13 protein-coding genes are annotated in these 16,155 nt (G+C 58.7%); 12 read left to right on the top strand and 1 reads right to left on the bottom strand.

Annotated elements, in window-relative coordinates; all coding sequences use genetic code 11:
• The first annotated feature begins 91 nt into the window (after nucleotides 1–91).
• From fabZ to ispD, 12 genes are all read left to right on the top strand, one after another.
• Nucleotides 92–532, top strand: a complete 441-nt coding sequence (gene fabZ, locus AC1RJ3_RS05025) for a 3-hydroxyacyl-ACP dehydratase FabZ (protein WP_007978374.1) — start codon at nucleotides 92–94, stop codon at nucleotides 530–532.
• Nucleotides 529–1,305: an acyl-ACP--UDP-N-acetylglucosamine O-acyltransferase gene (gene lpxA, locus AC1RJ3_RS05020; RefSeq protein WP_103315513.1), complete on the top strand. Its 777-nt coding sequence runs from the start codon at nucleotides 529–531 to the stop codon at nucleotides 1,303–1,305. Before fabZ ends, lpxA begins: the two co-directional genes overlap by 4 nt.
• Complete coding sequence (gene lpxB, locus AC1RJ3_RS05015) at nucleotides 1,305–2,441, top strand: lipid-A-disaccharide synthase (RefSeq protein ID WP_347929998.1); 1,137 nt, start codon at nucleotides 1,305–1,307, stop codon at nucleotides 2,439–2,441. Before lpxA ends, lpxB begins: the two co-directional genes overlap by 1 nt.
• Nucleotides 2,442–2,452: 11 nt before the next feature.
• Nucleotides 2,453–3,079, top strand: coding sequence for a ribonuclease HII (rnhB, locus tag AC1RJ3_RS05010; protein WP_347929999.1), 627 nt, complete (start codon nucleotides 2,453–2,455; stop codon nucleotides 3,077–3,079).
• A 76-nt stretch (nucleotides 3,080–3,155) separates the two neighbouring features.
• Entirely contained in the window at nucleotides 3,156–6,677 is a 3,522-nt protein-coding gene (gene dnaE, locus AC1RJ3_RS05005) for a DNA polymerase III subunit alpha (protein WP_493077725.1), read from the top strand.
• Between the two features lie 153 nt (nucleotides 6,678–6,830).
• Nucleotides 6,831–7,778: an acetyl-CoA carboxylase carboxyltransferase subunit alpha gene (locus AC1RJ3_RS05000; RefSeq protein WP_019692099.1), complete on the top strand. Its 948-nt coding sequence runs from the start codon at nucleotides 6,831–6,833 to the stop codon at nucleotides 7,776–7,778.
• A gap of 201 nt (nucleotides 7,779–7,979) precedes the next feature.
• Nucleotides 7,980–9,293, top strand: a complete 1,314-nt coding sequence (gene tilS, locus AC1RJ3_RS04995; protein WP_493077723.1) for a tRNA lysidine(34) synthetase TilS — start codon at nucleotides 7,980–7,982, stop codon at nucleotides 9,291–9,293.
• Between the two features lie 274 nt (nucleotides 9,294–9,567).
• The gene (gene pyrG / locus AC1RJ3_RS04990) at nucleotides 9,568–11,199 is read left to right on the top strand and encodes a CTP synthase (RefSeq protein WP_054595921.1); all 1,632 of its coding nucleotides are present in this window, start codon (nucleotides 9,568–9,570) and stop codon (nucleotides 11,197–11,199) included.
• Nucleotides 11,200–11,204: 5 nt separating this feature from the next.
• Nucleotides 11,205–12,050 carry a 3-deoxy-8-phosphooctulonate synthase gene (gene kdsA / locus AC1RJ3_RS04985; protein WP_054595922.1) on the top strand — a complete coding sequence of 282 codons (846 nt, stop codon included), beginning with the start codon at nucleotides 11,205–11,207 and terminating at the stop codon, nucleotides 12,048–12,050.
• A 160-nt stretch (nucleotides 12,051–12,210) separates the two neighbouring features.
• Entirely contained in the window at nucleotides 12,211–13,500 is a 1,290-nt protein-coding gene (eno, locus tag AC1RJ3_RS04980) for a phosphopyruvate hydratase (protein WP_019692103.1), read from the top strand.
• A 168-nt stretch (nucleotides 13,501–13,668) separates the two neighbouring features.
• A complete protein-coding gene (gene ftsB / locus AC1RJ3_RS04975; protein ID WP_019692104.1) occupies nucleotides 13,669–13,947 on the top strand; it encodes a cell division protein FtsB in 279 nt (92 codons plus the stop codon).
• Nucleotides 13,944–14,651 (top strand): 2-C-methyl-D-erythritol 4-phosphate cytidylyltransferase, encoded by a 708-nt coding sequence (gene ispD, locus AC1RJ3_RS04970; RefSeq protein ID WP_054595923.1) that lies wholly within the window; start codon nucleotides 13,944–13,946, stop codon nucleotides 14,649–14,651. The genes ftsB and ispD overlap by 4 nt, the downstream gene beginning before the upstream one ends.
• Before the next feature lie 528 nt (nucleotides 14,652–15,179).
• Here ispD and AC1RJ3_RS04965 read toward each other — a convergent pair.
• Nucleotides 15,180–16,076: a LysR substrate-binding domain-containing protein gene (locus AC1RJ3_RS04965; RefSeq protein WP_493077719.1), complete on the bottom strand. Its 897-nt coding sequence runs from the start codon at nucleotides 16,074–16,076 to the stop codon at nucleotides 15,180–15,182.
• Nucleotides 16,077–16,155 lie beyond the last annotated feature (79 nt).

Raw genomic sequence — 16,155 nt, 5'->3', positions numbered from 1 at the left:
GTGTGCACAGCCGTTAGACTGCCTCCTTGATTTGCTAGAGGAGTGTGCGTCAGTCGCGCGCTCCCAATCTTTACATAGGCTTCCCCCCGAAATGATGGACATCAACGAGATTCGCGAATACCTGCCTCACCGTTACCCGTTCCTGTTGGTGGACCGGGTAGTGGAGCTGGATGTTGAGGGCAAGCGCATTCGCGCCTACAAGAATGTCAGCATCAACGAGCCGTTCTTCAATGGTCACTTCCCGGCGCATCCAATCATGCCAGGCGTATTGATCATTGAAGCGATGGCTCAGGCTGCCGGGATCCTTGGTTTCAAAATGCTCGACGTCAAGCCGGCCGATGGCACGCTTTACTACTTCGTCGGCTCCGACAAGCTGCGTTTCCGCCAGCCGGTTCTGCCGGGTGATCAGTTGATTCTTGAAGCCAAGTTCATCAGTTGCAAGCGTCAGATCTGGAAGTTCGAATGCCAGGCTTCGGTCGATGGCAAGCCAGTCTGCTCTGCTGAAATCATCTGTGCGGAACGCAAGCTATGAGTTTGATTGACCCTCGCGCAATCATCGATCCGACGGCCATTCTGGCCGACGACGTCGAGGTCGGCCCATGGTCGATCGTCGGCGCTGGTGTGGAAATCGGCGAGGGAACAGTGATTGGCCCGCACGTGATTCTCAAAGGGCCGACGCGTATTGGTAAGCACAACCGCATTTACCAGTTTTCCTCGGTAGGTGAGGACACGCCCGATTTGAAGTACAAGGGTGAAGAAACCCGCCTGGTGATCGGTGACCACAATGTGATCCGTGAAGGCGTGACGATTCACCGTGGCACCGTTCAGGATCGTTCCGAAACGACCCTGGGCGACCACAACCTGATCATGGCCTATGCCCACATTGGTCATGACAGCGTTATCGGCAATAACTGCATCCTGGTCAACAACACCGCGTTGGCTGGTCATGTGCATGTCGATGACTGGGCGATCCTGTCAGGCTTTACCCTGGTTCATCAGTATTGCCATATTGGCGCCCACAGCTTTTCCGGTATGGGCACAGCCATTGGCAAGGATGTTCCAGCCTATGTCACGGTGTTCGGCAACCCTGCCGAAGCCCGCAGCATGAACTTCGAAGGCATGCGTCGCCGTGGTTTCAGCGAAGAGGCGATCCACGCATTACGCCGTGCCTACAAAGTGGTTTATCGCCAGGGTTTGACAGTCGAACAAGCGCTTGCCGAGTTGGCCGAGCCGTCGGAAGAGTTTCCGGAAGTCGCGATATTCCGTGACTCCATTCAGTCTTCGACTCGCGGCATCACCCGTTAATCATGGCCAGTCTGCGTGTTGCACTGGTGGCGGGCGAAGCCTCCGGCGATATTCTGGGCGCAGGTCTGATGCGGGCGCTCAAGGCACAGCATCCTGCGGTTGAGTTCATCGGTGTCGGCGGTCCGCTGATGCAGGCTGAAGGTCTGACGTCTTACTTCCCGATGGAGCGTCTGGCGGTCATGGGCCTGGTCGAGGTGCTCGGCCGCTTGCGTGAGCTGTTGGCTCGTCGCAAAAAACTGATCGCGACCCTCATCGCCGAAAAGCCAGATGTTTTCATCGGCATCGACGCTCCGGATTTCACCCTTAACATCGAACTCAAACTGCGTCAGGCCGGGATCAAGACCGTGCATTACGTCAGCCCATCGGTTTGGGCATGGCGTCAAAAGCGCGTGCTGAAGATTCGCGAAGGCTGCGATCTGATGCTCACGCTGTTCCCGTTTGAAGCCAAATTCTACGAAGAGAAAGGCGTGCCGGTGCGGTTTGTCGGTCACTCCCTGGCCGATGCGATTCCTCTTGAGGCTGACCGCTCGGCTGCGCGCGCCGAACTGGGATTGCCAGAAGACGCCCCGTTGGTTGCGCTGATGCCAGGCAGTCGGGGTGGGGAGGTTGGGCGCCTGGGGGCCTTGTTCCTCGACACCGCCGAGCGTTTGCGGGCCATGCGGCCGGGTGTGCGGTTCGTCATGCCGTGCGCCAGCCCCGAGCGCCGTGTGCAGCTCGAAGAACTGTTGGCGGGCCGCGATTTGCCGGTGACCTTGCTCGATGGCCGTTCCCATCAGGCGCTGGCCGCTTGCGACGCGGTGCTGATTGCTTCGGGAACCGCCACGCTGGAAGCGCTGTTGTACAAGCGGCCGATGGTCGTGGCGTACCGCTTGGCGCCGCTGACGTTCTGGATTCTCAAGCGCATGGTGAAAAGCCCTTACATCTCCTTGCCGAATTTGCTGGCCCAGCGTCTGCTGGTGCCCGAATTGCTGCAAGACGATGCGACCCCCGAGGCATTGGCGCTGACGCTGTCGCCATTGATCGATGGTGGTGAAGAGCAAACCACCGGTTTTGACCAGATTCACCGGACCTTGCGTCGCGACGCCTCGAACCAGGCCGCAGATGCCGTCCTCAATCTGATCGGCAAATCTCAGTGAGTAACGTAAAGATGCAAATGGGTCTGGATTTTACCCTCGTCGCAGACGTCGAAGATCTGGTCGCCGGTGTCGATGAGGTGGGTCGTGGCCCGCTTTGCGGCGCTGTGGTGACGGCGGCGGTGATCCTCGATCCGAACCGGCCGATTCTCGGGCTCAATGACTCGAAAAAACTCACCGAAGCACGCCGTGAAAAGCTCTACGACGAAATCTGCGAGAAAGCCCTGAGCTGGTGCATCGCACGTGCCGAAGTCGAAGAAATCGATGAGCTGAATATTCTGCACGCCACCATGCTGGCCATGCAGCGTGCCGTCGAAGGTCTGCACATCACGCCGAAGCTGGCGATGATCGACGGCAACCGCTGCCCGAAGCTGGCCATGCCGGCTGAAGCGGTGGTCAAAGGCGATAGCAAGGTTCCGGCCATCGCAGCGGCATCGATTCTGGCGAAAGTCAGCCGTGATCGCGAAATGGCGGCATTCGAATTGGTTTACCCGGGTTATGGTATCGGCGGCCACAAAGGCTACCCGACGCCCGTTCATCTGGAAGCCTTGGCCCGACTGGGGCCGACACCAATTCACCGGCGTTCGTTCGCGCCGGTGCGCCTTGCTTATGAGGCCCGCGAGGGTTTGATCGAGAGCTAGTCACAAGGCTGATGTTTTTGCCAAGGCCCGGTACAATCCGGGCCTTGTTGTCTTCACGTTTTCAGACAGGATCACTATGCCGGCTTCATTCGTTCACCTACGCCTGCACACTGAATACTCCCTGGTCGACGGTCTGGTGCGGATCAAACCGCTGGTCAAGACCCTGGTCGGCATGAACATGCCTGCCGTGGCGGTCACCGACCAGAACAACATGTGTTCCCTGGTCAAGTTCTACAAAAACGCCATGGGCGCCGGGATCAAGCCGATCTGTGGCGCCGACCTGTGGCTGTCGAACAAGGATCCTGACAATCCGCTGAGCCGGATCAGCTTCCTGGCGATGAACGCCGTTGGCTACCGCAACCTCACCGAGTTGATTTCGCGTGGCTTTATCGATGGCCAGCGCAATGGCCAGGTCATCATCGAGCGCGAGTGGGTGGCCGAGGCCAACGAAGGCTTGATCATGTTGTCGGCGGCCAAGGAGGGCGAGATTGGTATCGCCTTGCTCGGTGGCAATCCTGATGAGGCCGAGACTCTGGCCCGTGAGTGGATGGCCGTATTCCCGGATCGCTTCTATCTGGAAATCCAGCGCACCAATCGCCCCAACGACGAAGAACAGTTGCACGCCGCCGTGGCCCTGGCTGACAAGATCGGCGCACCGCTGGTGGCCACCAACGACGTGCGCTTCATCAAGCAGGAAGACTTCGCCGCTCACGAAACCCGCGTATGCATCGGTGAAGGGCGGGCGCTCGACGATCCGCGCCGCTCGAAGAACTACAGTGACCAGCAATACCTCAAAAGCGCCGAGGAAATGGCCGAGTTGTTCAGCGACTTGCCCGAAGCGCTGGAAAACACCGTCGAGATTGCCAAGCGCTGCAACATCGATGTGAAGCTCGGCAAGCACTTCCTGCCCAACTTCCCGATTCCCGATGGCATGACCATCGACGAGTATTTCCGCAAAGTCTCCTTTGACGGCCTGGAAGAGCGCTTGAGCGTTCTGCTGCCCAAGGACACCACCGAAGATTACGAGGCCAAGCGTCAGGTCTATGTCGACCGGTTGAATTTCGAGCTGGATATCATCATCCAGATGGGCTTCCCCGGTTACTTCCTGATCGTTATGGACTTTATCCAGTGGGCCAAGAACAACGGCGTACCGGTAGGTCCTGGCCGTGGGTCGGGTGCCGGGTCGCTGGTGGCCTATGTGCAGAAGATCACCGACCTCGACCCGCTGGAATATGACCTGCTGTTCGAACGTTTCCTGAACCCGGAACGGGTATCCATGCCCGACTTCGACGTCGACTTCTGCATGGACGGTCGTGACCGGGTGATCGACTACGTGGCCGAGAAATACGGCCGCAACGCGGTAAGCCAGATCATCACCTTCGGTTCCATGGCCGCCAAGGCTGTGGTCCGTGACGTGGCGCGGGTGCAGGGCAAGTCCTACGGTTTGGCGGATCGTCTGTCGAAGATGATCCCCTTCGAAGTCGGCATGACCCTGGAAAAAGCCTACGAGCAGGAAGAAATCCTCCGCGACTTCATCAAGGTCGATGAAGAGGCCGCGGAAATCTGGGAGATGGCGCGCAAGCTTGAAGGCGTTGTGCGTAACGTCGGCAAGCACGCCGGTGGTGTGGTGATCGCACCGACCAAGCTGACCGACTTCTCGCCGATCTATTGCGACGAAGAAGGTGGTGGCCTGGTAACCCAGTTCGACAAGGATGATGTCGAGGCGGCCGGTCTGGTGAAGTTCGACTTCCTGGGTCTGCGAACCCTGACCATCATCGATTGGGCGCTGAAAACCATCAACCGCGACCGCGCCAAGGTCAATGAGCCGCCGCTGGATATTGCGTTTATCCCGCTGGACGACAAGCCGACCTATACGCTGCTGCAAAAAGCTGAAACCACCGCAGTGTTCCAGCTCGAGTCGCGCGGCATGAAGGAGCTGATCAAAAAGCTCAAGCCCGACTGCCTGGAAGACTTGATCGCACTCGTGGCGTTGTTCCGTCCCGGTCCGTTGCAATCGGGCATGGTGGATGACTTCATCAACCGTAAGCACGGTCGCGCCGAACTGGCGTACCCGCACTCGGATTACCAGTACGAAGGCCTCAAACCGGTATTGGCGCCGACCTACGGCATCATCCTGTATCAGGAACAGGTGATGCAGATTGCTCAGGTCATGGCCGGGTACACCCTCGGTGGTGCGGACATGCTGCGCCGGGCCATGGGTAAGAAAAAACCCGAAGAAATGGCCAAGCAGCGTGGCGGCTTCATTGAAGGTTGCGCGACCAATAATATCGATGCCGACCTTGCCGGTAACATTTTCGACCTGGTGGAGAAATTCGCCGGTTACGGCTTCAACAAATCCCACTCCGCCGCCTACGGCCTGGTGTCGTACCAGACTGCCTGGCTGAAAGCCCACTACCCGGCGCCGTTCATGGCCGCGGTACTCTCGGCGGATATGCACAACACCGACAAGGTCGTGACCTTGATCGAAGAAGTGCGGACCATGAAGCTGCGTCTCGACGCGCCGGACGTGAACACTTCGGAGTTCAAGTTCACGGTGAACGACGAAGGCCGGATCATTTACGGTCTGGGGGCGATCAAGGGGGTTGGTGAGGGGCCGGTTGAAGCGATTACCGAAGCGCGTCAGGAAGGGCCGTTCAAGGATCTGTTCGATTTCTGCGCTCGTGTCGACCTCAAGCGCATTAACAAGCGGACCCTCGACGGGTTGATCCGCAGCGGTGCGCTGGACCGGCTCGGCCCGTATTTCCACGACGAACCGAAAGCCTATCAGGCCAACATCGACCGCAATCGCGCAGTCTTGCTGACGGCCATGGAGGAAGCGATCAAGGCAGCCGAGCAGACCGCACGGACCCACGACAGTGGCCACGCGGACCTGTTTGGCGGCCTGTTTGTCGAAGCAGATGCCGACGTCTACGCCAATCACCGCAAAGCCAAGGAACTGACGCTCAAGGAACGCCTGAAGGGGGAGAAAGATACCCTGGGGCTGTACCTGACCGGTCACCCGATTGACGAATACGAAGGTGAAATCCGCCGCTTTGCCCGTCAACGCATCATCGATTTGAAACCGGCGCGTGATACACAGACGGTCGCGGGCATGATCATCGCCTTGCGGGTAATGAAGAACAAGAAGGGCGACAAGATGGGGTTCATCACCCTCGACGACCGCTCGGGGCGGATCGAAGCGTCGCTGTTTGCCGAGGCGTTCCATTCCGCGCAGTCGCTGTTGCAGACTGACGCGATGGTGGTGGTCGAAGGCGAAGTCAGCAATGACGACTTCTCCGGTGGCCTGCGCTTGCGGGTCAAGCGGGTGATGAGCATGGAGGACGCACGCACCAACCTGGCCGAAAGCCTGCGCTTGAAGGTCCAGACCCAAGACCTCAAAGGCGATCAGCTACGCTGGCTGGGTGAGTTGTTCAAGCGTCATCGTGGTGCGTGTCCGATTACCATGGAGTACACCAGTCCTGACGCCAAGGCCTTGTTGCAGTTCAGCGAGACCTGGCGAATCGATCCGGCGGATGCCTTGATTCAAGCCCTGCGTGACCAGTTCGGGCGAGACAACGTCTTCCTCCAATACCGTTGACGGTCAGGTGCCATTCTTTACCTTTGAAAGCTTGGCCTTGACCTTGACCCAATTTTTAATCTCGACCTGAACGCGCCTGTCCCTTAAGGTAAGGCGCGAATAGACAACCGGCCGGCCCAAGCTCTCTTGGACGTCGACCCAAGACGGACGCCTATGAACCCGAATTTTCTTGATTTCGAACAGCCGATCGCCGACCTGCAAGCCAAGATCGAAGAGTTGCGCTTGGTCGGTAATGACAATTCGCTGAATATCGGCGATGAAATCTCCCGCTTGCAGGACAAGAGCAGCACGCTCACCGAAGACATCTTCGGCAAGTTGACCAGCTGGCAGATCGCGCGTCTGGCGCGTCACCCACGTCGCCCGTACACCCTGGACTACATTGAACACATTTTCACCGAGTTCGATGAATTGCACGGTGACCGTCACTTCTCCGACGACGCTGCGATTGTCGGCGGTGTTGCCCGTCTGGACGACCAGCCGGTGATGATCATCGGCCACCAGAAAGGCCGTGAAGTGCGCGAGAAGGTTCGCCGCAACTTCGGCATGCCGCGTCCTGAGGGCTACCGCAAGGCCTGCCGCCTGATGGAAATGGCTGAGCGTTTCAAAATGCCGATCCTGACCTTCATCGACACCCCGGGTGCATACCCTGGCATCGACGCTGAAGAGCGCAACCAGAGCGAAGCGATTGCCTGGAACCTGCGTGTCATGGCGCGCCTGAAGACCCCAATCATCGCCACCGTGATCGGTGAGGGTGGTTCCGGCGGTGCACTGGCGATCGGCGTTTGCGACCAGCTGAACATGCTGCAGTACTCGACCTACGCGGTGATCTCGCCGGAAGGTTGTGCCTCGATTCTGTGGAAAACTGCCGAGAAGGCACCGGATGCTGCTGAAGCCATGGGCATCACCGCCGAGCGCCTGAAAGGCCTGGGTATCGTTGATAAAGTGATCAGCGAGCCACTGGGTGGGGCGCACCGTGATCCGGCCGCTGCTGCTGCCTCGATCCGTGCGGAACTGAGCTCGCAACTGGCGATGCTGAAGAAGTTCGACAACGACGCGCTGCTGGCCCGCCGTTATGAGCGCCTGATGAGCTACGGTCTCTGATCGAGCACAGCTCTCTGTAGGAGCGAGTCTTGTTGTGGTGAGGGGGCTTGCCCCCGTTGGACTACGAAGTAGTCCCAAATACAGTCGATGCGATCGAACGAATCGACCTTTTTGCGACGGCTACGCCGCCGAACGGGGGCAAGCCCCCTCACCACAAGTTCATCGCGAGCAAGCTTTGCTCCTGCAGGTTTGGGGATGTTCATGAGCCTTTCAGCTGCACTTCTCAAACGCCTGGCTCCCTGGCACACCGCGCCGACCTGGCGTGTCGCTTTCTCCGGTGGTCTCGACTCCACCGTTCTGCTGCACCTTCTTGCGCAGCTCGCAAAAAAACACTCCCTGCCTGAACTCAAAGCCATTCACATCCATCACGGTCTCCAGGCTGCGGCTGATGCGTGGCCGGGACATTGTCAGTCGGTGTGTGACGCCCTGGGGGTGCCATTGGAGGTTATTCACGTTCAGGTTCAGCCTGGGGCGAGCCTGGAGCGCGCGGCGCGCGAGGCGCGGTATGGCGCCTTTGTCGAGGCGACTCAAACCAATGAGCTGCTACTCACGGCGCAGCACCAGAACGATCAGGCGGAAACCCTCTTGTTCCGCCTGTTGCGCGGGGCAGGGGTGAGAGGTTTGTCGGCGATCCCGTCACAGCGTCCTTTGGGCCGTGGTTTTTTGCTGCGACCGTTGCTTGAGGTGTCGCGGGCTGAACTCGAAGCCTATGCCGTCGAGCATCGGTTGAGCTGGATCGAGGATCCGTCGAACGCCGATCAACAGTTTTCTCGTAATTACCTTCGCCAGCAGATTTTTCCAGCGCTCACTCAGCGTTGGCCACAGGCCGTGGCCACCATCGCCCGCAGCGCCGCGCATTTGAGTGAAGCGCAGGGTTTGCTCGATGATTTGGCCGAGATGGATCTGGCGCCCGCCGCAACGGTCAGCGAATTCGATTGGCTGGGCGTGCCGTCGTTGGAAATGGCTGCGCTTGAAACGCTTTCCGCCGCCCGCCAGCGCAATGCTCTCAGCCACTGGCTGGCGCCGTTGACGCGGATGCCGGACAGCGACCATTGGTCGGGTTGGGAAAATTTGCGCGATGCAGCGACGGATGCACGGCCGATCTGGCGCCTGGTGGACGGTGAGTTGCATCGTGCGAACGGGCGAATCTGGTGGTTGTCCGGCCATTGGCTGAACCGCCCCGAGCCGGCTCCGCTTTGGCCTGATCCGTCGCTGGCACTGCTGCTGCCGAACAACGGCCGGTTGACCTTCAGCGGGACCATTCCTGCCGGCGTATTAAGCGTGCGCTACCGGCAGGGCGGTGAAATCATGCATTTGCCGGGGCGCGGGCATCGCGACCTCAAGCGTTTGCTCAATGAAAGCGGCCTGCCGCTGTTTGCCCGTGGCAGATTGCCGCTGCTCTTCTGCAATGAACAATTGCTCGCGGTGGCAAACCTGCGTGGGCTCGACGGTAGTGCGGGGGGAAACGGTCTTTTGCGGTGGCAGCCAGCGATCAACGATCAAGGTTTGAGCTGAAAGGGGCTTTCCGGTAGACTACGCTCCCTTCTTGATACAACTTCTGTGGATTCAGCTGAATTGCAGGAGTTGCCGATTACCAAGCAGTCTTTGCTGGGCGATTCCAAAAAATGTGTAGCGAGCAACGTACCGGTGATTCTTCTTCCGGTCTGTCCCAACGCGGCGGTTTTTTTGAAAGATGCACTGTAATTAATGCAGGTGATCGGGGGCTTCGGCCTTCCTTCGCTTTCCCCGGCGGCTCGGACCGCTTTAACGCAGACTTCTAGGGTTTTTCATGACGCGCTACATATTCGTCACGGGCGGTGTTGTTTCTTCATTGGGGAAAGGCATTGCATCGGCTTCATTGGCGGCCATCCTGGAGGCGCGGGGACTTAAGGTCACCATGCTCAAGCTGGACCCGTACATCAACGTTGACCCGGGCACCATGAGCCCGTTCCAGCACGGTGAAGTGTTCGTCACTCACGACGGCGCCGAGACCGACCTGGACCTGGGCCACTACGAGCGGTTCATCCGCACGACCATGACCCAGAACAACAACTTCACCACCGGCCGTGTCTACGAGCACGTCCTGCGCAAAGAGCGCCGTGGTGATTACCTGGGCGCAACCATCCAGGTGATTCCGCACATCACCGACGAAATCAAGCGCCGCATCATCAAGGGTGCAGGCGATGCCGACGTGGCGATGGTCGAGATCGGTGGCACCGTGGGTGACATCGAATCCCAGCCGTTCCTCGAAGCCATCCGTCAATTGCGTTTCGAAGTCGGCGCCAAGCGCGCGATGCTGATGCACCTGACACTGGTGCCGTACATCGCCACTGCCGGCGAAACCAAAACCAAGCCAACTCAGCACTCGGTCAAGGAACTGCGTTCCATCGGCCTGCAGCCAGACGTGCTGGTGTGCCGTTCCGACCACCCGATCGATATCTCTTCGCGTCGCAAGATCGCGCAGTTCACCAACGTTGAAGAACGTGCGGTCATCGCGCTGGAAGACGCCGACACCATCTACAAGATCCCGGGCATCCTGCATTCCCAGGGCCTGGATGATTTCGTCGTCGAGCGTTTCGGGCTGCAATGTGGCGGCGCCGATCTGTCCGAGTGGGAAGCCGTGGTCGATGCCAAGCTCAACCCTGAGCACGAAGTCACCATCGCCATGGTCGGCAAGTACATGGAACTGCTGGACGCCTACAAGTCGCTGATCGAAGCGATGAGTCATGCCGGCATCAGCAACCGTACCAAGGTCAACCTGCGTTACATCGACTCCGAAGACATCGAGAACCAGGGCACCGCGCTGCTGGAAGGCGCTGATGCGATTCTGGTGCCAGGCGGCTTCGGTTTGCGTGGCGTGGAAGGCAAGATCACCGCCGTTCAATACGCTCGCGAAAACAAGGTTCCATATCTGGGTATCTGCCTGGGCATGCAAGTCGCCGTGATCGAGTTCGCCCGTAACGTGCTGGGCTGGAAAGACGCCAACTCCACCGAATTCGATCGCACCAGCGGTCACCCGGTCGTGGGTCTGATCACCGAGTGGGAAGATGCCACCGGTGCCGTTGAAACCCGTTCCGAATCGTCCGATCTGGGCGGCACCATGCGTCTGGGTGCTCAGGAATGCCTGCTGGAAGCCGGCTCCCTGGTTCACGATTGCTACGCCAAGGACGTGATCGTCGAGCGTCATCGTCATCGCTATGAAGTGAACAACAAGCTGCTGCCGCAACTGATCGAAGCCGGTCTGAAAATCTCCGGTCGTTCCGGTGACGGTGCGCTGGTTGAAGTGGTTGAAGCGCCGAACCACCCATGGTTCGTTGCTTGCCAGTTCCACCCGGAGTTCACCTCGACTCCGCGCGACGGCCACCCGTTGTTCAGCGGTTTCGTCAAAGCAGCTTTGGCTCAACACCAGAAGAAGGCTTGAACCTGATGGCTCAGAAGATCATCCGCGTAGGCAACATCGAAATCGCCAACGACAAACCGATGGTGCTGTTCGGTGGCATGAACGTGCTGGAAAGCCGTGACATGGCGATGCAGGTCTGTGAAGAGTACGTAAAGGTCACCGAGAAACTCGGTATCCCTTACGTGTTCAAGGCCAGCTTCGACAAGGCCAATCGTTCGTCGGTAACCTCCTATCGGGGCCCCGGCCTCGAGGAAGGCATGCGGATTTTCCAGGACATCAAGCAAGCCTTTGGCGTGCCGATCATCACCGATGTCCATGAACCTGAGCAGGCTGCAGTTGTCGCTGAAGTCTGCGAGATCATCCAGTTGCCGGCCTTCCTGTCGCGCCAGACCGATCTGGTCGTCGCGATGGCCAAGACCGGCGCTGTGATCAACATCAAGAAAGCCCAGTTCCTCGCCCCTCAGGAAATGAAACACATCCTGAGCAAATGCGAAGAGGCCGGTAACGATCAGTTGATCCTCTGCGAGCGTGGTTCGAGCTTCGGCTATAACAACCTGGTCGTGGACATGCTCGGCTTCGGCATCATGAAACAGTTCGAATACCCGGTGTTCTTCGACGTGACCCACGCGCTGCAAATGCCGGGTGGTCGCTCGGATTCTGCCGGCGGACGCCGCGCCCAGGTCACCGACCTGGCCAAGGCAGGCATGAGCCAGTCGCTGGCCGGCCTGTTTCTGGAAGCGCATCCGGATCCGGACAACGCCAAATGCGACGGCCCTTGCGCCTTGCGTCTGGACAAACTGGAGCCATTCCTGGCTCAGCTCAAGGCTCTGGACGAACTGGTGAAGAGTTTTCCGACGGTAGAAACCGCGTAATCCTCAATTCTCCGGTAAAGTACCGCACGATTCATTGAACGCTCAGGCCCTCGGGCTTGAGCCTTATCGTCCGCAAGTCTGCCCGCTGCCAATCACTTGCCGACGGTAAAAGATTTCCTACAGCTGCGTCGTTTTCGTCAACTTTGGAGTGTTTACAACAATGGCAAAAATCGTCGACATCAAAGGTCGTGAAGTTCTCGACTCCCGTGGCAATCCCACCGTCGAAGCGGACGTGCTTCTCGATAACGGCATCATCGGCAGCGCTTGCGCGCCGTCCGGTGCTTCCACCGGTTCGCGCGAAGCGCTCGAGCTGCGTGATGGCGACAAGAGCCGTTACCTGGGCAAGGGTGTACTGAAAGCTGTAGCCAACATCAATGGCCCGATCCGCACCGCGCTGCTGGGTAAAGACCCGGTTGACCAGAAAGCCCTCGACCGCATCATGATCGAGCTGGACGGTACCGAGAACAAGGGCAGCCTGGGCGCCAACGCAATCCTCGCCGTGTCGCTGGCTGCTGCCAAGGCTGCGGCTCACGACCAGGACCTGCCGCTGTACGCACACATCGCCAACCTGAACGGTACTCCGGGTGTTTACTCGATGCCGGTTCCGATGATGAACATCATCAACGGTGGCGAGCACGCCGATAACAACGTCGACATCCAGGAATTCATGGTTCAGCCAGTGGGCGCCAAGACTTTCTCGGAAGGTCTGCGCATGGGCACCGAGATTTTCCATCACCTCAAAGCTGTGCTGAAGGCTCGTGGCCTGAGCACTGCGGTCGGTGACGAAGGTGGTTTCGCACCGAACCTGGCGTCCAACGAAGATGCACTGAAAGTGATCTCCGAAGCCGTGGCCAACGCTGGCTACAAACTGGGCACCGACGTGACCCTGGCTCTGGACTGCGCGGCCAGCGAATTCTACGAAGACGGCAAGTACAACCTGTCCGGCGAAGGCCAGGTGTTCACCGCTGAAGGTTTTGCCGACTACCTCAAAGGCCTGACCGAACGTTACCCGATCATCTCCATTGAAGATGGCCTGGACGAGTCCGACTGGGCTGGCTGGAAAATCCTCACCGACAAAATCGGCGAAAAAACCCAGCTGGTGGGCGACGACCTGTTCGTGACCAACACCAAGATCCTGAAAGAAGGCATCGACAAGAAGATCGCCAACTCGATCCTGATCAAGTTCAACCAGATCGGCACCCTGACCGAAACCCTGGAAGCGATCCAGATGGCCAAGGCCGCTGGTTACACTGCCGTGATCTCGCACCGCTCCGGCGAAACCGAAGATTCGACCATTGCCGACCTGGCTGTGGGCACTTCGGCTGGCCAGATCAAAACCGGTTCGCTGTGCCGTTCCGACCGCGTTTCCAAGTACAACCAACTGCTGCGCATCGAAGAGCAATTGGGCGGCAAAGCCAAGTACAACGGTCGTGGCGAATTCCGCGGCTAAGCTTGGGTAGTTAAAAAGACACCGGATTGTGTCGAAAAAATCGCAGCAGCGGGATTTTTGCCACTAATCTGATGCCTTAGAGTACGAGCCTGGTTCTTCCAGGCTTCGTACTATCAGAAGCTTTAAAGTTGGCATGGCTGTCTTTTTTCACTGGATACCTGATATTCGATGCGCAGTCCTTACTGGTTGTTTCTTGTCTTGCTCTTGCTGCTGGCTGGTCTGCAATATCGCCTGTGGGTGGGTAATGGCAGTCTGGCGCAAGTGGCCGAGTTGACTCAGCAAATTGCTGATCAGCATGCTGAGAACGAATCGTTGCTGGAGCGCAATCGGGTCATGGACGCCGAGGTCAGTGAGTTGAAAAAAGGCATGGAGACCGTTGAAGAGCGGGCTCGCCATGAGTTGGGCATGGTCAAGGACGGTGAAACCCTTTACCAGTTGGCTCAATGATGAATACGTTACCGGCCTTCTGGGCCGTGATTCCTGCCGCGGGCGTCGGTGCCCGTATGGCCGCGGACCGTCCCAAGCAATATCTGCAACTGGGCGGGCGCACTATTCTCGAACACAGCCTTGGCTGTTTCCTCGATCATCCAGCCTTGAAAGGCCTGGTGGTCAGTCTTGCCGTTGATGACCCTTATTGGCCGACCCTGGCGTGTGCTGCCGATCCGCGTATCCAGCGGGTGGACGGTGGCGAAGAACGCTCGGGTTCGGTGCTGAACGCGTTGCTGCATTTGCATGCGCAAGGCGCTGCAGATGAAGACTGGGTGTTGGTCCATGATGCTGCGCGGCCGAACCTGACCCGTGATGATCTCGACAAGTTATTGTCGGAGTTGGCTGACGATCCTGTCGGCGGGTTACTGGCTGTGCCTGCGCGTGACACGCTCAAGCGTGTGGACAAGCATGGTCGGGTCCTTGAAACGGTTGATCGCAGTTTGATCTGGCAGGCGTATACGCCGCAGATGTTTCGTTTGGGGGCTTTGCATCGGGCGTTGGCGGACAGTCTGGTGGCTGATGTGGCCATTACCGATGAGGCCTCTGCGATGGAGTGGTCGGGTCAGGCGCCACGCTTGATCGAGGGGCGGGCGGATAATCTCAAGGTTACTCGGCCTGAAGACCTTGAATGGCTGCGTTTGCGTTGGGCTAATCGCCGCTGATTCCTCCGTCGTTCCGCTCAACTGATGTGGGGGGGCCGGGCTTGCCCGCGATGGCGGCCGGACAGCCGACCCATCTCTTGCAGATGTACATAGATCTCCTGTAGGAGCCGAGCTTGCTTGCGATGGCGGCCGGACAGCCGACCTATCTCTAAGCAGGTGTACATATCCATTTCTGCGGTAACGGCCGCTTGGGGTTTCGCCCTTACGGCGAGTCCCTTTTTCAAGCGCCAAAAAGGAACCAAAAGGCTTCGCCCCAAGCGTACGGCACCTCGCCTAGGCTCGGCGTTCCCTCACTCCGGTATTCATCAGGGGGCATCGCCTACGGTCTGCTTCGCGACGACCTCCTCTCGATGTGTCCGGCTGCGCCGTACGGCGCTGCGCGCCCACCCCCTGATGAACACCTGCGCTCGGCCTCCCGATAGGGGCGGGTGGATCAAGATCAACAGCGGCAGGCGAGCTAACGCTCGGCCTGTTGAGTGGTGGAGGGGCGTGCCGTTGGTTATCTTTGGTACTGCTGCGGTCTTTTGATCAAACCTGGTATTCCGGCCGTTTGGCCAACCCTTCCTTTAGATACTCCACCAGTTTGCGCACTTTCGGCGATAGATGCCGTTGCTGCGGATACAGTGCCCAGACGGCGGTGTTCGGTGGTTGATGGGCATCCAGCAACGACACCAGTGCGCCATTGTTCAGGTGCTCCAGCACGTAATAGTCCGGCAGCTGACACAACCCGACACCTTGTAGTGCTGCGTCCAGCACCGCTTGCCCGCTGTTACAGCGCCAATTGCCTTGTACTCGCTGGGAAAATTCTCTGCCGTCCTGTTCCAGTTGCCAGATATCCGAGCTGCCGATCAGGCAGTTGTGTCGACTCAGCTCGGACAAACTATGCGGTCGGCCATACCGTTCCAGATAGGACGGTGATGCGCACAAGTACATACGTCGTGGCGCCAGGCGCGTGGCCACTAGCCGTGAGTCTTGCAGGCGGCCGAGCCGGATTGCCAGGTCCAGGCCCTCGTGCACCAGGTCGAGCGGGCGGTTGCTCAGCTCGATATCGACCCGCAATTGTGGGTAAAGCCCCATGAAGCTGGTCACCAGCGGAACGATGAAACGTTCGCCGTACGCCACTGCACAGGTCATGCGCAGCATGCCTTTGGGTTCGCTGGTCAGGTCGCCGACGGCGCGCAAGGCTTCTTCGCGTCCGTCTTGCAAGCGTTGGCAGTGTTGCAGGAAAGTCTGCCCGGCTTCGGTCAGCGTCACCCGACGGGTACTGCGGTAAAGCAGGCGGGTTTGCAGGCGCTCTTCAAGGCGTACGATTTGTCGACTGATGTGCGAGGACGAAACCCCGAGGCGTTCGGCGGCAGCCGTGAACTGGTTGCATTCGGCGACGGCGACGAATTCATCGATACCTTCCCAGCGGTTCTCGGACATGAGGATTATCCCTGTGCAGCAATAATGTTTTGCTTTCGGCTGGATTATTAATCGTCTGGTGGTGTTTTACACTCGTTGT

It is taken from the genome of Pseudomonas sp. GW822-FHT04C11 (assembly GCF_058800905.1).
This window is presented reverse-complemented; position numbering and strand designations above follow the sequence as displayed.

Coding starts and splice junctions, on each gene's coding strand:
- fabZ (WP_007978374.1), top strand. CDS start 92: ATGATGGACATCAACGAGATTCGCGAATACCTGCCTCACCGTTACCCG.
- lpxA (WP_103315513.1), top strand. CDS start 529: ATGAGTTTGATTGACCCTCGCGCAATCATCGATCCGACGGCCATTCTG.
- rnhB (WP_347929999.1), top strand. CDS start 2,453: ATGCAAATGGGTCTGGATTTTACCCTCGTCGCAGACGTCGAAGATCTG.
- dnaE (WP_493077725.1), top strand. CDS start 3,156: ATGCCGGCTTCATTCGTTCACCTACGCCTGCACACTGAATACTCCCTG.
- AC1RJ3_RS05000 (WP_019692099.1), top strand. CDS start 6,831: ATGAACCCGAATTTTCTTGATTTCGAACAGCCGATCGCCGACCTGCAA.
- tilS (WP_493077723.1), top strand. CDS start 7,980: ATGAGCCTTTCAGCTGCACTTCTCAAACGCCTGGCTCCCTGGCACACC.
- pyrG (WP_054595921.1), top strand. CDS start 9,568: ATGACGCGCTACATATTCGTCACGGGCGGTGTTGTTTCTTCATTGGGG.
- kdsA (WP_054595922.1), top strand. CDS start 11,205: ATGGCTCAGAAGATCATCCGCGTAGGCAACATCGAAATCGCCAACGAC.
- eno (WP_019692103.1), top strand. CDS start 12,211: ATGGCAAAAATCGTCGACATCAAAGGTCGTGAAGTTCTCGACTCCCGT.
- ftsB (WP_019692104.1), top strand. CDS start 13,669: ATGCGCAGTCCTTACTGGTTGTTTCTTGTCTTGCTCTTGCTGCTGGCT.
- ispD (WP_054595923.1), top strand. CDS start 13,944: ATGATGAATACGTTACCGGCCTTCTGGGCCGTGATTCCTGCCGCGGGC.
- AC1RJ3_RS04965 (WP_493077719.1), bottom strand. CDS start 16,076: ATGTCCGAGAACCGCTGGGAAGGTATCGATGAATTCGTCGCCGTCGCC.